18 protein-coding genes and 2 tRNA genes are annotated in these 19,226 nt (G+C 52.2%); all 20 read right to left on the minus strand.

Features of this window, described 5'->3' with window-relative positions; genetic code table 11:
- Positions 1-177: 177 nt before the first annotated feature.
- Positions 178-1,845 carry a ribonuclease J gene (locus PsW64_RS24265; protein ID WP_063305293.1) on the minus strand — a complete coding sequence of 556 codons (1,668 nt, stop codon included), beginning with the start codon at positions 1,843-1,845 and terminating at the stop codon, positions 178-180.
- Positions 1,846-2,072: 227 nt separating this feature from the next.
- Positions 2,073-2,813, minus strand: coding sequence for a biotin--[acetyl-CoA-carboxylase] ligase (locus PsW64_RS24270; protein WP_208981006.1), 741 nt, complete (start codon positions 2,811-2,813; stop codon positions 2,073-2,075).
- Positions 2,814-2,855: 42 nt separating this feature from the next.
- Entirely contained in the window at positions 2,856-4,298 is a 1,443-nt protein-coding gene (gene nuoN, locus PsW64_RS24275) for an NADH-quinone oxidoreductase subunit NuoN (RefSeq protein WP_057465600.1), read from the minus strand.
- Positions 4,299-4,315: 17 nt separating this feature from the next.
- The gene (locus PsW64_RS24280; RefSeq protein ID WP_057465601.1) at positions 4,316-5,842 is read right to left on the minus strand and encodes an NADH-quinone oxidoreductase subunit M; all 1,527 of its coding nucleotides are present in this window, start codon (positions 5,840-5,842) and stop codon (positions 4,316-4,318) included.
- Positions 5,842-7,821 (minus strand): NADH-quinone oxidoreductase subunit L, encoded by a 1,980-nt coding sequence (nuoL, locus tag PsW64_RS24285; RefSeq protein WP_057465602.1) that lies wholly within the window; start codon positions 7,819-7,821, stop codon positions 5,842-5,844. The genes PsW64_RS24280 and nuoL overlap by 1 nt, the downstream gene beginning before the upstream one ends.
- 7 nt (positions 7,822-7,828) lie before the next feature.
- Positions 7,829-8,137, minus strand: a complete 309-nt coding sequence (nuoK, locus tag PsW64_RS24290; protein WP_057465603.1) for an NADH-quinone oxidoreductase subunit NuoK — start codon at positions 8,135-8,137, stop codon at positions 7,829-7,831.
- Between the two features lie 112 nt (positions 8,138-8,249).
- Positions 8,250-8,864: an NADH-quinone oxidoreductase subunit J gene (locus PsW64_RS24295; protein WP_057465604.1), complete on the minus strand. Its 615-nt coding sequence runs from the start codon at positions 8,862-8,864 to the stop codon at positions 8,250-8,252.
- 76 nt (positions 8,865-8,940) lie between these two features.
- A complete protein-coding gene (gene nuoI, locus PsW64_RS24300; RefSeq protein ID WP_057465605.1) occupies positions 8,941-9,429 on the minus strand; it encodes an NADH-quinone oxidoreductase subunit NuoI in 489 nt (162 codons plus the stop codon).
- Between the two features lie 122 nt (positions 9,430-9,551).
- A complete protein-coding gene (locus PsW64_RS24305) occupies positions 9,552-9,788 on the minus strand; it encodes a hypothetical protein (RefSeq protein WP_063305295.1) in 237 nt (78 codons plus the stop codon).
- Positions 9,785-10,858 carry an NADH-quinone oxidoreductase subunit NuoH gene (gene nuoH, locus PsW64_RS24310; protein ID WP_057465607.1) on the minus strand — a complete coding sequence of 358 codons (1,074 nt, stop codon included), beginning with the start codon at positions 10,856-10,858 and terminating at the stop codon, positions 9,785-9,787. Before nuoH ends, PsW64_RS24305 begins: the two co-directional genes overlap by 4 nt.
- Before the next feature lie 13 nt (positions 10,859-10,871).
- On the minus strand, positions 10,872-12,968 hold the full coding sequence (gene nuoG / locus PsW64_RS24315) for an NADH-quinone oxidoreductase subunit NuoG (RefSeq protein WP_063305296.1): 2,097 nt from the start codon (positions 12,966-12,968) through the stop codon (positions 10,872-10,874).
- Positions 12,965-13,315, minus strand: coding sequence for a pentapeptide repeat-containing protein (locus PsW64_RS24320; protein WP_063305297.1), 351 nt, complete (start codon positions 13,313-13,315; stop codon positions 12,965-12,967). The genes nuoG and PsW64_RS24320 overlap by 4 nt, the downstream gene beginning before the upstream one ends.
- 5 nt (positions 13,316-13,320) lie before the next feature.
- On the minus strand, positions 13,321-14,622 hold the full coding sequence (gene nuoF, locus PsW64_RS24325) for an NADH-quinone oxidoreductase subunit NuoF (RefSeq protein ID WP_063305298.1): 1,302 nt from the start codon (positions 14,620-14,622) through the stop codon (positions 13,321-13,323).
- A gap of 3 nt (positions 14,623-14,625) precedes the next feature.
- Positions 14,626-15,426, minus strand: coding sequence for an NADH-quinone oxidoreductase subunit NuoE (gene nuoE / locus PsW64_RS24330; RefSeq protein ID WP_057465611.1), 801 nt, complete (start codon positions 15,424-15,426; stop codon positions 14,626-14,628).
- Positions 15,426-16,610: an NADH-quinone oxidoreductase subunit D gene (locus PsW64_RS24335; protein WP_063305299.1), complete on the minus strand. Its 1,185-nt coding sequence runs from the start codon at positions 16,608-16,610 to the stop codon at positions 15,426-15,428. The genes nuoE and PsW64_RS24335 overlap by 1 nt, the downstream gene beginning before the upstream one ends.
- Positions 16,611-16,624: 14 nt before the next feature.
- Positions 16,625-17,227: an NADH-quinone oxidoreductase subunit C gene (locus PsW64_RS24340; RefSeq protein ID WP_057465613.1), complete on the minus strand. Its 603-nt coding sequence runs from the start codon at positions 17,225-17,227 to the stop codon at positions 16,625-16,627.
- Positions 17,228-17,327: 100 nt separating this feature from the next.
- Positions 17,328-17,912 (minus strand): NuoB/complex I 20 kDa subunit family protein, encoded by a 585-nt coding sequence (locus PsW64_RS24345; protein WP_057465614.1) that lies wholly within the window; start codon positions 17,910-17,912, stop codon positions 17,328-17,330.
- Positions 17,903-18,268: an NADH-quinone oxidoreductase subunit A gene (locus PsW64_RS24350; protein WP_057465615.1), complete on the minus strand. Its 366-nt coding sequence runs from the start codon at positions 18,266-18,268 to the stop codon at positions 17,903-17,905. Before PsW64_RS24350 ends, PsW64_RS24345 begins: the two co-directional genes overlap by 10 nt.
- Before the next feature lie 662 nt (positions 18,269-18,930).
- Positions 18,931-19,007: transfer RNA gene (locus tag PsW64_RS24355), tRNA-Asp, on the minus strand.
- A gap of 47 nt (positions 19,008-19,054) precedes the next feature.
- A tRNA-Asp gene (locus tag PsW64_RS24360) sits at positions 19,055-19,131 on the minus strand.
- Positions 19,132-19,226 lie beyond the last annotated feature (95 nt).

A 19,226-nucleotide genomic window follows, 5' to 3' on the forward strand; every position in this document is an offset into this window, starting at 1 on the left:
TCAAATGACAAGAAGCTGCTCAAACAAAATGTCAGAGCACAGCACCTATCTGCAGATGAACGCCTATGAGTTCTAAGGAACAGATTTCATTCACAAAGTCCATTGGATCAAAAGTCAAAGGCCGCAGATGATATGCTCATCTGCGGCCTTTGACTATCTCAAAAATGTGTCTGAGGATCAGACGCGCTGCACCAATGCCTTACAAAGAGGCTTCTTGCCCCAATGCTCTACAACTGCATAACGCCCCGCCCGTCTGGCAGCTTCACGCACCAGTTCCACATCACGGCGGCGGCTCTTTGGAATGGAAATCACCGCACCATAAACGGCATCACGAACGGCATCCTCAAACGGTGTCCCGTTTTCAGTTTCATCCGGCATCCCGAACAGAACCACATCGATATCACCAAGCAACTCGCCGCGACCATCCACAATCAGAGAGACCGTCACGCAGCCGCCATAAGAAAGCTTCCGGCGTTCCTGAACACCAGTTTCCTCAGGCGCTGCAATCAAATGGCCATCGCGAACCAGAATACCGGCAGGTGCTTCATCAATAACCTCAAGCCCACCTGGATGCAGGCGCACCATGTCGCCATCACGGATGATCTTAACGTCCTTCACGCCTTTGCTGATCGCAAAGTCCTTATGACACTGCAGGTGCAGCGGCTCACCGTGAACCGGTAGAACTTTCTTCGGGCGCACAAGATTGTAAACCTGATCCAGCTCACCACGACGCGGATGCCCAGACACGTGCACCAGCGCATCACGATCTGTCACCACCTTCAACCCTTCGTGGGTCAGCTGGTTGATGATATTGGAAACAGCCTTTTCATTGCCCGGAATAGTCCGACTGGAGAAGATAACCATATCACCAGCAGACAGCGCGACCTGACGGTGTTGATCACCTGCAATACGGGCCATCGCAGCGCGCGCTTCGCCTTGCGAACCAGTGCAAAGAGCAACAACCTTATCACGCGGCAAAGATCCATAGGTCTCTTCATCACGGAATGGCGCCAGTCCATCAAGATAGCCCAGATCACGTGCAATCTCGACAGTGCGCTGCATACTCCTGCCAATCACAACAATCTCACGCTCTGCCGCCATCGCCGCTTCAGCCACCGCGCGCATACGCGCAACGTTGGAGGCAAACGTGGTCACAGCAACGCGGTTCCGTGCCTCTTTGATAATCCGTGTCAGCTCTTCCTTCACATCCGCTTCACTCGGGCTGACCCCGTCACGGACTGCATTGGTGCTGTCACAGACAAAGACATCAACGCCTTCATCTCCCAGTTCACGCAAACGCTGAAGGTCGATCGCTTTACCAATGCCCGGTGTCAGATCGATCTTCCAGTCACCGGAATGCAACACCAGCTGACCGCCAACACGAATAGCCAGAGCACACGGCTCCGGGATCGAGTGGGTCATGGTCACCATCTCAATATCAAAGATACCGGCTTTGAAACGATCTCCCTGATTAACAACAGTCACCGGAATTTCATAATCCGCACCATCGCCAATCAGCTTGGCTTCCAGAAGGCGAGCAGTGAACTCGGTCGCGTAGACCGGTAATTCGAGCCGCTTCCAGAGGTAGGACAATGCGCCGTAATGGTCTTCATGAGCATGCGTGATGACGATGCCATCGATGCGAGAACGCTCTTCTTCCAGAAAACGAATATCTGGCAGAACAAGGTCCACACCCGGTAATTCCGGTCCGGCAAATGAGACACCAAAATCAACAATCAGCCAGCGACGGTCGTCCTCAGGTCCATATCCATAAAGACCAAGGTTCATTCCAATTTCGCCAACACCGCCCAAAGGCAGGAATACGAGCTCTTGAGTGCCCGACATCTAAGACTCCTTCAAAGCATATTCTCAATAAATGGTTCCGGTTCCCGGAATGAGCATATGCGTATAAACTCTAGAGCGCGTTCCGTTTGATTGGGAACAATCAAGCGACAAGAACTAGCTCAAACAAAAGAACTAAAAGCGAGATGCGTGAATGCAACTTGCTCTATGCCCTGACAGACGTGTGGCCTTAGTATTCAAAAAGCCAGCAGAACACGCTTTGCACGTCTTCAGGAAAAGAAAACATCTCCGGCTGTCACCAGCCGCTCGCCCCCATGATCCATTTTTACGATCAGGCGACCCATTTGATCGATGTCCATAAAGACACCGGAAAACTCTTCATTGCTCAGGCGGACACGGATCGGTTTCCCGCGCCCCACGGCGCGTCGCAGCCATGCAGATCTGATCTCTTCAAACCCACTGGCAGCTTTCCACGTTTCCAGCCATCGTGCAAAACTTTGCGCAAGAGCGTCAAAGACCTGTTGCGGCTCACACATGTATCCCATGCTGCGTAAATCTGTAACAGCATAATCACCCAGATCCGGGTGATGAGACACGTTGACGCCAAAACCGCACACAAGGCACAGCTCACCATTAGGCCCACTTTCGCTCTCAAGCAATATGCCAGAGACTTTTTGTCCGTCGATGAGCACATCATTCGGCCACTTCAGTTGCACCAGATTGTGCGCACCAGTTGCCCGTTCAATAGCCTCTCCAAGAGCAAGGGCTGCTACAAAGGGCAGCTGAACGATCTTCTCGTTCTGTACATCCACCCGCAGCAACACCGAGGCAAACAGATTGCCGGTCTCCGAAGTCCACGCCCGTCCACGACGTCCGCGCCCGCTCAGCTGAATATCGGAGCGGACCCACAGATTACCCGGATGCCCTTCCCGTGCCTTGTGCAGGCCGTGAGTATTGGTGGACCCGATCTGGTCGTAGTACTCAAAACAAAAGCCCGGTGCAGATCGCACCGGGCCTTCGTCTTTTAATTGTCCAAGGTTCATCATAGGAAACTAGAACAGAACGCCAGCCGCATTGGCAGCCGCATTCATAATTGGTTCCGGCATGATGAAGAACAGTCCGACAACTGCGCTGGAAAGACCAAGCACAATTTTCATTTCACCAGACATTGGCAGGAACTCGCCAGTTGCATCATCAAAGAACATGACCTTGATCACACGCAGGTAATAGTAAGCAGCCACAACGCTGGTCACCAGACCAATCACGACCAATGGAGCAAGACCTGCATCCATCGCAGCGATGAACACGTAGAACTTACCAAAGAAGCCGATGAGTGGTGGCAGACCGGTCAGGGAGAACATGATCACTGCAAGCAACACTGCCATTGGCAGGTTGGTCTTGGAAAGACCAGCAAGATCGGAGATCTCTTCAACCATACCTTCCTTGCGGCGCATGGACAGAATGCAAGCAAACGCACCCAGTGTCATCGCAAGGTAAGCAGTCATGAACACGATCAGACCGTGGACACCAGCTTCAGTACCAGCTGCCAGACCAACCAGAGCGTAACCCATGTTACCAATGGAAGAGTATGCCATCAGACGTTTGATGTTCTTCTGACCAATCGCAGCAAAGGCACCAAGACCCATAGACGCAATAGCGATGAACACAACGATCTGCTGCCAATCCGTGGTCACATTGCCCAAAGGCTCAACCAGCACACGGATCAGCATACCGAACGCAGCAATTTTAGGCGCTGCTGCAAAGAACGCAGTAACCGGTGTTGGTGCACCCTCATAAACGTCCGGGGTCCACATATGGAATGGAACCGCAGAGATCTTGAAGGCAATACCTGCCAGCATGAACACGATACCGAACACCAGACCAAGGGATGCACGATCGTCTGTCAGAGCCGCCGCGATGCCAGTAAAGTCAGTGTGGCCGGTAAAGCCGTAGATGAAGGACATACCGTAAAGCAGCATACCGGAAGACAACGCGCCAAGGACGAAGTACTTCAGGCCAGCCTCAGTAGAGCGAACAGAGTCACGGTTAATCGCAGCAACCACGTAAAGAGCCAGAGACTGCAGCTCAACACCCAGATACATGGAGATCAGATCGTTGGCTGAAAGCATCAGCATCATACCAACGGTCGCGATCACGATGAGGATCGGGTATTCAAAGCGGTCAAAGTTCTGAGAACGTGCATAAGCAACGGACATCGCAATCGCAAAGCCGGACCCGATCAGCACCAGTATTTTCATATACTGGGAGAACGCGTCCTGTACGAATGCGCCGTCAAATGTTGTGCCGTAATGCGGGCTCACCAGCAGGATCAGACCCGCAACAGTAAGCAACGCAACGCAGATACCAGTTACCAGCGGAGTGGATTTCTCTCCACCAAAAGCTCCAACCATCAGCAGGACCATTGCGCCGAGAACCAGAAGGATCTCGGGCAATACCGGCATTAGATCAGGAATAGCTAGAAGCTCAGCATTCATGAGTGCACGGTCCCCTGTTAATGGCTAGACACAGCAGCGGCTGCATGGGCAAGACCCCCTGCATCAAGCGCGGCATTGTAGTTTTCGATAAGGGCACCAACGGACGCGGACGTCACATCCAGCACTGCTGCTGGGTAGAACCCGAAGAAGATAGTCAAAATGATCAGCGGAGCCAGGATGAGCTTCTCACGGCCTGTCAGGTCCAGCATAGACTTGAGGCTTTCCTTCTCCAACGCACCAAACACGACGCGGCGGTAAAGGAACAGAGCGTAAGCAGCAGACAGGATCACACCAGTCGCAGCGAAGAACGCCACCCACGTGTTCACCTGGAACACACCAATCATAGTCAGGAATTCACCCACGAAGCCGGCAGTTCCTGGTAGACCAACGTTTGCCATGGTGAAGATCATGAACGCCACCGCATAACGAGGCATGTTGTTCACGAGACCACCATAAGCCGTAATCTGACGGGTGTGCATCCGGTCATAAATCACGCCAACACACAGGAACAGTGCGCCAGAGATCAGACCGTGAGCCAACATCATAAAGATCGCGCCTTCAATACCCTGCGCATTGGCAGAGAAGATACCCATGGTCACGAAGCCCATATGAGCAACGGATGAGTAGGCAATCAACTTCTTGATGTCTTCCTGAGCCAGCGCCACCAGTGAGGTGTAGATGATCGCCACAACAGACAGCGTAAAGATGAACGGTGCGAACATATCACTGGCAATTGGGAACATTGGTAGTGAGAACCGAAGGAACCCATAACCACCCATCTTCAGCAGGATCGCAGCCAGAACAACAGAACCAGCCGTCGGCGCTTCCACGTGAGCATCTGGCAACCAGGTGTGAACAGGCCACATTGGCATCTTCACTGCAAAGCTTGCGAAGAACGCCAGCCACAACCACGTCTGCATCGCAGCCGGGAATTCGCTCTCATTAAGCAGAGTTGGAATATCCAGTGTACCAGCCTGCCAGTACATGGCCATGATAGCCGCCAGCATCAGCACGGAGCCGAGCAAGGTGTACAGGAAGAACTTGTAGCTTGCATAAACGCGGCGCGGACCACCCCAAACACCGATGATCAGGAACATCGGAATAAGGCCAGCTTCAAAGAACACGTAGAACAGAACCAGATCCAGCGAACAGAACACACCGATCATCAGTGTTTCCAGTACGAGGAAAGCGATCATGTATTCCTTGACGCGGGTCTGAATGCTTTCCCAGCTCGCCAGAATACACAGCGGCATAAGGAAAGTAGTCAGGATCACGAACAGCATGGAAATGCCGTCAACGCCCATGTGGTAGGTGAAGGTGTCACCAAACCAGTTGTGCTTCTCCACCATCTGGAAGCCAGGGTTCTCGTTAGTGAACCCGCCCCAGATGAACAAGGAGACGATAAATGTGAAACTCGTCGTAATCAGCGCAACACGCCGAATATTCGTTTTCGCATCTGGGTCATCTCCCCGCACCAGCAGGATGAAGAACACACCGACCAGTGGGAGAAATGTTGTGATGGAAAGGATGGACCAGTCGTTCATTAATGAACTCCCCCACCGGAGAACATGGCCAGGGTCACGAAGAAGGCAACCCCGATCAACATGGCGAATGCGTAGTGATAGATGTAGCCAGACTGCAGGCGAACAACCCAACCGGTAACCTGCTGAACGCGTGAAGCAACACCGTCAGGACCAAGTCCGTCAATCACAGTGCCGTCACCGCGCTTCCACAGGAAGCGGCCAAGAGCCAGGGAAGGTTTTACGAACAGGAAGTCATAAAGCTCATCGAAGTACCACTTGTTCAGGAGGAACAGGTACAGAGGCTTATGACGCTCTGCCAGAGCCTTCGGCATGTCTGGTTTAGCGATGTAGAAGAGGTAAGCGATGATGAAACCGCCAGCCATTGCGAGCCATGGGGAAAGCTTCACGAGCCAATGGACGTGATGCATTTCTTCAATGACTGCGAGCTCACTGTTCGTACCGCCAAAGACATTCTTCCAGAAGCTGAGATAGTCAGCACCAATAAAGGCATCCTTGAACACCATACCGGCAAAAGCAGCACCAAGTGCAAGCAACAGCAGCGGTACAAGCATAACCCATGGGCTCTCATGGATGTGTTTCATCACATCAACAGAAGCACGGGTCTTGCCGTGGAAGGTCATGAACACCAGACGCCAGCTGTAGAAACTGGTCAGCGCAGCTGCAAGCACCGTTGCCCAGAAGGCATAGGAGGCAAACATGTTGTGACCAACATAAGCAGCTTCAATGATCGCATCTTTGGAGATGAAGCCAGCTGTACCGATGTAGGTAAACGGAATACCGAAACCAGTCAGAGCCAGCGTACCAATCATCATGGTCCAGTAGGTCCATGGAATGTGCTTACGCAGACCACCCATTTTACGCATGTCCTGCTCGTCAGACACAGAGTGAATAACGGAGCCAGCGCATAAGAACAGCAGTGCTTTAAAGAACGCGTGTGTGAACAGGTGGAAGATACCAACACCGAACGCACCAACACCCAGCGCAACGAACATGTACCCCAACTGAGAACAGGTGGAATAGGCAATCACGCGCTTGATATCGTTCTGCACACAGCCAATGGTCGCTGCAAAGAAGGCAGTCGTTGCACCAAAGAAGGTCACAACAGTCAGGGCCGTTGGTGCAAGTTCAAAGATTGGCGCAAGACGCGCAACCATGAACACACCAGCTGTCACCATGGTCGCTGCGTGGATCAGCGCGGAAACAGGCGTTGGGCCTTCCATCGCATCCGGCAACCAGGTGTGAAGCAGGAACTGAGCTGATTTACCCATGGCACCCATGAAGAGCAGCAGACAGACAACTGTCAGCGCCGCTTCAGGCATCAACTCATAACCAAGGAAATTCAGAACAGGCTCTTTGTTCTCCAGAAGAGAAGGACCGCTGCTGAAAATCGTTGCGAAGTCGATGGAACCGTACAGGTAGAAAACACCGAAGATACCCAGAGCGAAACCAAAGTCACCCACACGGTTGACGATGAATGCTTTCATCGCAGCCGCATTGGCAGAAGGTTTCTTGTACCAGAACCCGATCAACAGATAGGATGCCAGACCAACGCCTTCCCAACCAAAGAACATTTGCAGCAAGTCATCAGAGGTGACCAGTGCCAACATTGAGAAGGTAAAGAAGGACAGGTATGCAAAGAACCGCGGACGATGCGGATCGTGGTGCATGTACCCGATAGAGTAAATGTGAACCAGACAGGAAACGGAGTTCACAACCACCAGCATCACTGCGGTGAGTGTATCAACACGAATTGTCCAGTTAACCGATAGATCCCCAGAGGTGATCCAGCGGAAAATTGTCACAATCTGCGTGCTCTCCGACCCAAGGCCGTATTGAAAAAACACCACCCATGACAAAAGGGCTGCGACAATCATGAAGCCGCTGGTGATGTACTCGCTGGCTTTGACCCCAAGCCGATTGCCGAACATTCCGACAATCAGGAAGCCAAGCAACGGCAGAAAAACGATTGCTGAAAACATCCGCCCCTCAGCCTTTCATCATATTGATGTCTTCCACGGCAATAGAGCCGCGGTTACGGAAGTAAACAACCAGAATAGCAAGACCAATGGCCGCCTCTGCTGCTGCAACGGTAAGGACCAGGAGCGCAAAGATCTGACCAACCATGTCCTGCATGAAGTAGGAAAATGCCACCAGGTTGATATTAACTGCGAGCAATAAGAGCTCGATAGACATCAGGATCACGATGACGTTCTTTCGGTTGAGAAAGATGCCAAAGATCCCGATGGTGAATAGGATCGCTGCGACCCCGAGATAGTGCGCTATGCCAATTTCCATGGGCGCCTCTCAGTGCTCCCCGTGTTCTATTCAAATTCCGGAGAAGGAACCTTCAAGAGGAAGGCCTTTTCTCCGGCACGAATTAATGATGAAGACCCGTTACAAACGCGTCTTACAACCCCTTGCCTCTTTCAACTTTGACCACTTCGATCGAAGTTTCAGGACGACGGGCAACCTGCTCAGAGATGTTCTGACGGCGTACGCCCGGCTTATGGCGGAGGGTCAATACAATCGCACCGATCATTGCAACCAGCAGCACCAGACCAGAAACCTGGAACCAGTAAATGTAGCGGGTGTAAAGCAATTCACCGATAGCGGCGATATTTTGTGTCTGCTCAACAGGAGGTGTCGGGGCGGACCCTTCACCTAACATGCCAGGAGCGATGTACCAGCCACTGGCAACCATCAAAAGTTCAGCCAGCAGAATTGCACCAATCAGCGCGCCGATTGGCAAATACTGCAAGAACCCCTGACGCATTTCGGCAAAGTCAACATCCAGCATCATGACCACGAACAGGAACAGCACCATGACCGCACCCACGTAGACAACAACCAGAAGCATCGCCAGATACTCGGCACCAATCAGTACAAACAACCCGGCTGCATTAAAGAAGCACAGGATGAGGAACAGCACTGAGTGAACCGGATTGCGAGAAGCAATCACCATGAAGGCAGAGGCCACCGCAAGTGCGGCAAACAGATAGAAAAACAGGGCCTGCAAAACCATTTTTAGGTTGCCTTTGTCCTATTGTCTCGCCCGGTCAGTGCAAAGCCCCAACCGGACACAATCCACTCCCGTTACCTTAACGGTACGGAGCATCCAATTCGATATTGCGAGCGATCTCACGCTCCCAACGCTCCCCATTCGCAAGCAACTTGTCCTTGTCGTAGAACAGCTCTTCCCGCGTCTCGGTAGCAAATTCAAAGTTCGGGCCTTCCACGATCGCATCCACCGGACACGCTTCCTGACAGAACCCGCAGTAAATGCACTTGGTCATGTCAATGTCGTAGCGAGTGGTACGGCGTGTCCCGTCATTACGACGAGGTCCAGCTTCAATCGTAATGGCCTGCGCAGGACAGATCGCTTCACACAGCTTACAAGCAATGCAGCGCTCTTCTCCATTCGGATACCGGCGCAAGGCGTGTTCACCGCGAAAACGCGGGCTTACAGCACCCTTCTCAAAGGGATAGTTAATCGTCGGCTTTGGCTTGAAGAAGTAACGCATGGCAAGAAAAAACGCCGATACGAACTCCTTCAAAAGCAACGACTTTGCGGCCTGTCCCAGTCCCATAGCCTTTACAGCCCTTTCTTGATCGAACATGCCACCGGCATGGAAGATCGATTACAATCCAAGAGAACCTAGGAGCACTTCTAAGAAGTCATACTAGGTTCTCGTTACCCTTTCCTCTCGAATTAAGGAGCAATGCTAGCTCCGGCGAGATATCCGATAATCGGAATCCCGATTATCGTCAGGGTAAAAATGAGTTTGCGGATCGTCGGTTCCGCCAGCTCAATCCAACCTTTTTCAGCTGGGTTGCGCTCTTTTCCTTTGTTGATGGCTGCCTCCATAAATCCAAGAAGGAGACGGTAGTTCAGCCATCCAAGGTAAATTCCCATGACACCACCGATTAACCCGGCGATGGAAATCATGCTCCGAACCCACCCACTGGTGGGGTCCAGCCCATGAACATCAGCACGAAGGCCACGATGAACACCATTGCCAGTGATAGCGGCAGGAAGACTTTCCAACCCAGACGCATCAGCTGGTCATAGCGATACCGTGGGACCATTGCTTTGGCCATGGAGATGAAGAAGAACACCAACAGACACTTGAGCAGGAACCAGACGATACCAGGCACCCATGTGAATGGTGCGATATCCAATGGAGGCAACCAGCCACCCATGAACAGGATGGTCATCAGACCACACATCAAGGAGATCGCCACATACTCACCCAACATGAACATCATGTAAGGGGTAGAGCCGTATTCAACCATGAAGCCTGCAACCAGTTCGGATTCCGCTTCTGCCAGATCGAATGGCGGACGGTTTGTTTCAGCAAGTGCGGAAACAAAGAACACCACGAACATCGGGAACAGCGGCAACCAGTACCAGTTCAAAATAGACAACCATGGAACGCCCAGCACGTGAGCAAGCCCGCGAGCCTGTTGCGCATAAACGATCTCGGTCAGGTTCAACGAACCAACGCAAAGCAGAACAGTCACGATCACGAAGCCGATAGACACTTCGTAAGAAACCATCTGAGCTGCAGAACGCAGAGCTGACAGGAACGGGTATTTGGAGTTGGAAGCCCAACCACCGATGATCACGCCGTAAACTCCAAGGGAGCTGATCGCGAACACATACAAAATACCCACGTTGATGTTTGCAATCACCCAGCCATCCGCAACAGGCATAACCACCCATGCAGCGAGTGACAGAACCACTGTAATCAGCGGCGCAAACAAAAACAGGAACTTATCAGATCCCGATGGGATCACTGGCTCTTTCAATACGAATTTCAAAAGATCCGCAAAACTCTGCAGCAAGCCCCAGGGGCCAACAACGTTAGGACCACGACGGATCTGGACAGCAGCCCAGATCTTACGGTCAGCGTATAGAATGTAAGCAACGATCAGCAGCAGCACGACCATCAACAACACGCTCTGGAAGAGCATGATGATCAGCGGCCAGCCATAATCCCAGAAAAAAGCTTCCATGCTCACCGTCCCCTTATTCCGCCGCCTCAGCTCGGCGCTGCATGGCAAGTGCGGAACACTCGGCCATCACCGCTGAAGCTCGGGCAATCGGGTTGGTTAGATAAAAATCACTGAATGCCTGTGCGAAACCGGCACCATTCATGTCACCACCGCGTGCGGTAAGCTTGGAAACATCCGAAGCAACACCGGTCGCGATGCAATTTACATTCGCCATATGAGGAACTGCCTCGACAACAGCACCGCGCAACTGCGCAAAACTGTTGAAGGAAAGCGGCTTACCAAGTGCACCGGAAAGTGCACGAATGATCGCCCAGTCCTCACGTGCATCACCAGGAGGGAATGCAGCGCGGTTTGCCAGCTGTACACGGCCTTCCAGGTTCACAAATGTCCCTGGTTTTTCAGTGTAAGCAGCACCTGGTAAAATAACGTCAGCGCGGTGTGCACCGCGGTCACCGTGTGTACCGATGTAAACAACAAACGCATCACCGAAGGACGCCATGTCCAGTTCATCTGCACCAAGCAGGAACACAACATCAAGGTCGCCTTTGGCAGCTGCGTCTTGAATACCACCAGTATCCAGACCGCCCTCACCCGGAACAAGTCCGATATCCAGACCACCAACGCGGCTGGCAGCAGTGTGCAGAACGTTAAAGCCGTTCCACTCATCGCTCACAGCACCAACGCTTTCAGCAAGCTTGGCAGCAGCAGCCAGCACAGCTGCACCGTCTTCACGGGCAATCGCGCCTTCACCAACGATAATCATTGGATTCTTCGCGTTCTTCAGGACCTCTGCAAATGCATTCTTGCCAGAAGCAAGATCCGCCAGAGTGTCCGGACCAGCACCGAGGTAATCCACATCGTAGGTCAGGTCCGCAGGCTGGCCAATCAGACCAACTTTTGCACCGCTATGACGCCACACTTTACGGATGCGAGCATTGAGAACAGGTGCTTCAACACGTGGATTAGCACCCACGAGAAGAATTACGTCAGCGTCTTCAATACCTTCCACGGAAGAGTTAAACAGATAGGTTGTCCGGCCAAGCGATGGATCAAGCTGTGCACCATCCTGACGACAATCCATGTTGGCGGAACCAACACTCTCCATCAAAGCCTTCAGAGCAAACATCTCTTCAACAGTTGCAAGGTCACCGGCAATTGCAGCAGTTTTAGAACCACCAGCCGCTTTCACCTTGGCCGCAACCGCGTTCAGAGCGTCAGTCCAGCTAGCAAGAGCCAGCTTGCCCCCCTGCTTCACATATGGGCGATCCAGACGTTGTGTCTTCAGACCATCCCAGATGAAGCGGGTTTTATCGGAGATCCATTCCTCGTTCACCTCTTCATTGAGGCGAGGCATGATGCGCATGACTTCTTTACCGCGTGTATCCACACGGATAGCAGAGCCAAGAGCATCCATCACGTCGACGCTTTCTGTCTTCACCAGTTCCCATGGACGAGCATTGAACTCGTATGGACGGGAAGTCAGAGCACCAACCGGGCAAAGGTCAATCACATTGCCCTGCAGCTCGGAAGAAAGCGCTTCTTCAAGATAAGTGGTAATCTCGGCATCTTCACCGCGACCAATCAGGCCCAGTTCGGAAACACCGGCAACCTCGGTCGTAAAGCGAACACAGCGCGTGCAGTGAATGCAGCGTGTCATGATCGTCTTCACAAGCGGACCGACATATTTATTTTCAACTGCGCGCTTGTTTTCCGCATAACGGGAACTATCTACACCGTAAGCCATGGCCTGATCCTGAAGATCACACTCACCGCCTTGGTCACAGATAGGGCAGTCTAGCGGGTGGTTGATCAGGAGAAACTCCATCACACCTTCACGCGCTTTTTTCACCATAGGAGATTTTGTAAAAATCTCTGGTGGCTGACCTTCTGGTCCCGGACGCAGATCGCGCACGCCCATTGCACAAGAGGCAACCGGCTTTGGCGGTCCACCCTTTACTTCTACAAGGCACATGCGGCAGTTGCCGGCTACTGAAAGCCGGTCATGAAAACAGAACCGAGGAATTTCCGCGCCGGCCTCTTCACAGGCCTGCATAACGGTATATTCCGCAGGAACTTCAATTTCTTTGCCGTCGACGACAAGCTTGGTCATGCGTTGGCATCCTCACCCTTAGCTTCTTTAGCCCGATAAGCTTCAAGAAGCTCAGTCACTTCAATTCCATCGATGGTCATGCCCTCAAGCCGGCAGCTTTTGAGTTTAGCGCCAGCCAGATTGGCATTTTCAAGGATCAGCCCAGAAAGATTGACTTTCTCGACTGACCAACCAGAAAGGTTTGCATCAAGGATAGACCAGCCCGAGAGATTAACGTCGTTGATGCGGCCACCGGACAGATTCACATTCGTGAAAGAGCAACCAGACAGATTGCAATCCACAAACAAAGAACCGGAAAGGTCGCTTTCGTTCACATTCAGACGTTTTTTCTCATTGCTGATCTTCATATCCCCTACTCCGCTGCAATCTTGTCGGTCGGTGTGCGCTGCGTAGCAACGTATTGATCGATCCGATCTTCAATCACAGGGCGGAAGTTTTTGATCAAACCCTGAATAGGCCATGCAGCCGCATCACCAAGCGCGCAGATCGTATGACCTTCCACCTGCTTGGTTACTTTGAACAGCATGTCAATTTCTTCATAAGAGCTCTCGCCCTTGACCATCCGCTCCATCACGCGCCACATCCAGCCCGTACCTTCACGGCACGGCGTACACTGACCGCAGCTCTCGTGTTTGTAGAAGTAGGACAGACGGGCAATCGCTTTGATGATGTCCGTGGAGGTGTCCATCACGATCACAGCAGCTGTACCCAGAGAAGAGCCAACTTCGCGCAGACCGTCAAAGTCCATCTTGGCGTCGCGGATCTCTTCGCCCTTCACACAAGGAACAGAGGAACCACCCGGAATAACCGCCAGCAAATTGTCCCAGCCGCCGCGGATGCCACCGCAGTGCTTTTCAATCAGCTCCTTGAACGGAATACCCATGGATTCTTCAACGGTACAAGGCTTATTCACGTGTCCGGAAACACAGAACAGCTTTGTGCCAGCGTTGTTTTCGCGGCCGATACCGGAGAACCATGCACCACCACGACGCAAGATGGTCGGAGCAACAGCAATGGATTCCACGTTGTTCACTGTGGTTGGGCAGCCATAGATACCCATGTTCGCAGGGAACGGAGGCTTCAGACGCGGTTGACCTTTTTTACCCTCAAGACTTTCCAGCAGTGCAGTTTCTTCACCGCAGATGTAAGCCCCTGCACCGTGGTGCACGTAGATATCAAAGTCATAGCCGTTCTTGTTGTTCTTGCCGATCAGGCCAGCATCATAAGCCTGATCAATCGCGGCCTGCAGGCGCTCACGTTCACGAATGAACTCGCCGCGCACGTAAATGTACGCCGCAATAGCACCCATCGCGAAACCAGCAAGCAAGCAACCCTCAACCAGATGGTGAGGATCGTGACGCATGATTTCACGGTCTTTACAGGTGCCCGGCTCGGACTCATCTGCATTGACCACGAGATAGGCCGGACGACCGTCGCTTTCCTTCGGCATGAAGGACCACTTCAAGCCAGTCGGAAAGCCCGCACCACCACGACCACGAAGACCGGAAGTCTTCATTTCGTCAATGATCCAGCTGCGACCTTTGTCAATAATGTCTTTGGTACCAGACCATGATCCACGCTGACGAGCTCCTTCGAGCCCCCAGTCATGCAGACCATAGATATTGGTGAAGATACGATCGGAATCGTTCAGCATCGCTTACCCCTCACCTTTCGCTTTGGCTTCCTGAGCTTTGCGGTGGCTCTCCAAGAACTCCGCAACACCAGCCTCAGCTGGACGAGGAACACCAGTATAACCAGCACCGCCAGTATTCAGAGCAGCACCTGCATGGTGCCGTGACGCTGCATCGGAACCGTCAACAACGATAGCTTCCTGAGGCGCACCCTTTGTGGTGTCCTCAATGTTCAGCAATGTGGTTGGACCACCCTCTGGCGCCGCGAAGATACGGTCAACACCCTGAGGGCCCGGCAGAACCGGCTTTCCGCCTGCAATGTCATCAAGAAGCTTTTCAAACTTCTCAACATCCAGATCCTCATAGAAGTCTTTGAAGATCTGCACCATCGGCGCGTTTACACAAGCACCAAGGCACTCAACCTCTTCCCAGGAGAAGTTTCCATCTTCGGAAAGGGTATGAGGGGTCTCAGAGATCTTGCTTTTACAAACTTTGATGAGCTCTTCAGAACCACGCAGCTGACAAGGGGTCGTACCACACACCTGAATGTGTGCTTTTTTACCGACCGGCTGCAGCTGGAACATGGTGTAGAAGGTTGCCACTTCCAGAACGCGGATGCGAGGCATATCGAGCATTTCAGAGATCGCACGGATCGCTGGCTCGGTCACCCAACCAACCTGCTCTTGCGCACGCCACAGAATTGGTACGACAGCAGATGCCTGACGCCCTTCCGGGTAACGCGCGATAACTTTATTCGCCCATTCCAGATTTTCTGGAGAGAACTCAAAAGACTCTGGCTGTTCGTGATGAAGACGACGCACTGACATTACCGGTCAATCTCCCCAAATACGATATCGATGGAACCGATGACAGCGGCAACGTCAGCCAACATATGGCCGCGACACAGGTAATCCAACGCCTGCAGGTGAGCAAAGCCAGGAGCCTTGATCTTGCAGCGGTAAGGCTTATTGGTTCCATCAGAAACGAGATACACGCCGAATTCGCCTTTTGGCGCCTCAACGGCTGCATAAATCTCGCCTTCAGGGACTTTGTAACCCTCGGTGTAAAGCTTGAAGTGATGGATCAGAGCTTCCATGGAGCGCTTCATTTCATCGCGCTTTGGTGGAACCACCTTACCATCGGTTGAAGAAACAGGGCCAGTTTCCTTACCCAGCATCTCCAGACACTGCTTAATGATGCGAACAGACTGGTGCATCTCAAACATGCGGATCAGGTAACGGTCGTAACAGTCGCCGTTCTTACCGATTGCAATGTCGAATTCCATCTCATCGTAGCACTCGTAAGGCTGCGACTTGCGCAAATCCCACTTCGCACCAGAACCACGAACCATCACACCGGAGAAGCCCATAGCCCAGGCTTCATCAAGATCAACAACGCCGATATCAACGTTACGCTGTTTGAAGATACGGTTGTCAGTCAGAAGGCCTTCAATGTCGTCAAGGGTTTTGAGGAACGGATCACACCAGTTCCACATGTCCTCAAGCAACTGAGCAGGAAGATCCTGATGCACGCCGCCCGGACGCACATAAGCCGCGTGCATACGAGCACCACAACCGCGCTCATAAAACGCCATAAGCTCTTCGCGAGGCTCAAAGCCCCACAGCGGCGGCGTCAACGCACCAACATCCATCGCCTGTGTCGTCACGTTCAAAAGGTGTGACAGCAAACGTCCAATTTCAGAGTAAAGCACACGGATCAGCTGACCGCGCTTTGGCACCTCAATGCCCAGCAAACGTTCAACTGCAAGAGCAAAAGCATGCTCCTGGTTCATCGGTGCTACATAGTCCAACCGGTCGAAGTATGGCACAGCCTGAAGATAGGTCTTGTGCTCGATCAGTTTTTCAGTACCCCGGTGCAGCAGACCGATGTGCGGATCAACGCGAGTGACCACCTCACCGTCCAGTTCAAGAACCAGACGAAGCACACCGTGCGCCGCAGGGTGCTGCGGACCAAAGTTAATATTAAAGTTTCGTACCTGAGCCTCAGCCATTCTCTACCCGTGCCTCAGTTCGATGCTTTTTCATCACCAGGAAGCACATAGTCAGTACCTTCCCATGGTGAGAGGAAATCAAAACTACGGAATTCCTGAGTAAGCTGCACAGGCTCATAAACAACACGCTTCTTGGTGTCGTCGTAACGAACCTCTACATAACCTGTCAGAGGAAAATCCTTGCGAAGCGGGAAACCGTCAAAACCGTAGTCAGTCAGCAAGCGCCGCAGATCCGGGTTACCGGTGAACAGAATGCCGTACATATCGTAGGCTTCACGTTCAAACCATTCAGCACCCTTGAAAATGGAGATAACAGAAGGAACCGGAGTGGCCTCATCTGTCTGAACCTTCACGCGAACGCGCAAGTTCTGAACGGGGGAAAGCAGGTGGTACACAACGTCGAAACGTTTTTCCCGAGCTGGCCAGTCCACACCGCAAATATCAACCAATGCTACAAAGCCGCACCGCGCGTCATCGCGCAGGAAACGCAAAACATTGATAATCTGATCATGGGACACATTAAGAGCCAGATCGCCATAAGCAACCGACCAGCCCTTAACTTTGTCTCCAAGCGTTAGCTCGATAAATTCACCGAGTTCGCTAAGCGTCTCGTCCATTACCTTGTTTCCTATAGGTTGGACATCTCACAAATGGCAAGGAACCCCATGCCAGCAATGTCGATAAGGCCGCGCACCATGAAAGTGCACGACCTGTAATTTATCTTTCAATCGTACCCGTACGGCGGATCTTCTTCTGCAGCAGCAGCACACCATAAAGCAGCGCTTCAGCAGTTGGAGGACAACCCGGCACATAGATATCAACCGGAACAACCCGGTCACATCCGCGTACAACAGAATAGGAATAGTGGTAGTAACCGCCGCCATTTGCACATGATCCCATGGAGATCACATAGCGAGGCTCTGGCATCTGGTCGTAAACCTTACGCAGCGCAGGTGCCATTTTGTTGGTCAGTGTTCCTGCAACAATCATCACGTCAGACTGACGTGGGGAGCCACGAGGAGCAAAGCCGAAACGCTCTGCGTCATAACGCGGCATCGACATCTGCATCATTTCCACTGCACAACAAGCAAGACCAAACGTCATCCACATGAGCGAACCGGTACGTGCCCACTGAATCAGACTTTCACTGGAAGTAACCAGAAAACCTTTATCAGAAAGCTCGTTATTCACATTCATGAAGAACGGATCATTTTCGCCCACCGGGCGACCTGTGTTGGGATCAATGATCCCTTTTGGAGCTTCAGAGACAAGAGGCTTGGAGCCGTCAGAGATCAATCCCATTCCAGCGCTCCCTTCTTCCATTCATAGATGAACCCAATCGTGAGCACGCCCAGGAAAATCATCATGGAAACGAAGCCAAACCAGCCCAGTCCGCCATAAGCAACAGCCCATGGGAAGAGGAAAGCAACTTCGAGATCAAAGATGATGAAGAGGATCGATACCAGATAAAACCGGATGTCGAATTTCATACGCGCGTCATCAAAGGCATTAAAGCCGCACTCGTAAGCAGAGAGCTTCTCAGAATCTGGATTCTTGAAAGCTACGATAAACGGGGCAATGAGAAGCGCGAGGCCAATAACGAGGGCAACACCGATAAAGACGACAATCGGGATGTACTCCCTGAGGAGGTCTTCCATTTGTATATCCGTCCCTGGACGTAACAGGTCATGCGACCAATAAAACTCTTGGTGCACTGCACACACGGCAGAAAGTAGGGCGTAAGATTTGGAAGGACACCCTAGGATCCGGTGTATCTAGTCGCACCGCAACGCACGATTAGCTTAGCCCCACCATCTGCGCAAGACCTTACAACGGAGTAAATCGGGTCGGAAAGAGTGCCTTACGCCGCGAGAAGATCACATTCTCGAGAGGCGGGCACTAAAAAGCCGCTAAAAACCTAGAGATATATATTATGAGTAAAATACTCATATTAAAATAGAAAAATGACGTTTTCTAACAATTGCTTGGGAAAACTACTCAAGACTTAAAATCGGACAATAAAATTGGTGCATTTTCCTGCGTAGTTCTGCGTAAATAGTCAAAACGTCTCAATTGAAGAGTCGCAGGACAATACCCATGAGCCACCATAATGGACTTTGTTTTAAGCCCCTGCCCACTAAAGCTTGTCCGCTAAATCTGCCATATCCGGCAGCTCCCCTACCCTAAATATAAGACAGCAAAGCTTCAGCAGGAAACATGGGTAGATAATGCAATGAAATCCAGAGAAGATGAGCCAGAATACACGAAAGCACGGTGCGCTATTTAAAGCGAACACCGTGCTTTTCGTAGTAAATGAAAGTGGCGCGAGTGACGGGACTCGAACCCGCGACCTCCGGCGTGACAGGCCGGCACTCTAACCAACTGAGCTACACCCGCAACTCTCATTTATGTGTTTGTTATAGCAGCTACTTCTCAAAGAGAAGTGGCGCGAGTGACGGGACTCGAACCCGCGACCTCCGGCGTGACAGGCCGGCACTCTAACCAACTGAGCTACACCCGCAGCTATAACAGTTTGCTTGGACTGAACACCTCTTCCCAAGGGAAGTGGCGCGAGTGACGGGACTCGAACCCGCGACCTCCGGCGTGACAGGCCGG

It is taken from the genome of Pseudovibrio sp. W64, from assembly GCF_001623145.1.
In the GTDB taxonomy this organism is placed as follows: domain Bacteria; phylum Pseudomonadota; class Alphaproteobacteria; order Rhizobiales; family Stappiaceae; genus Pseudovibrio.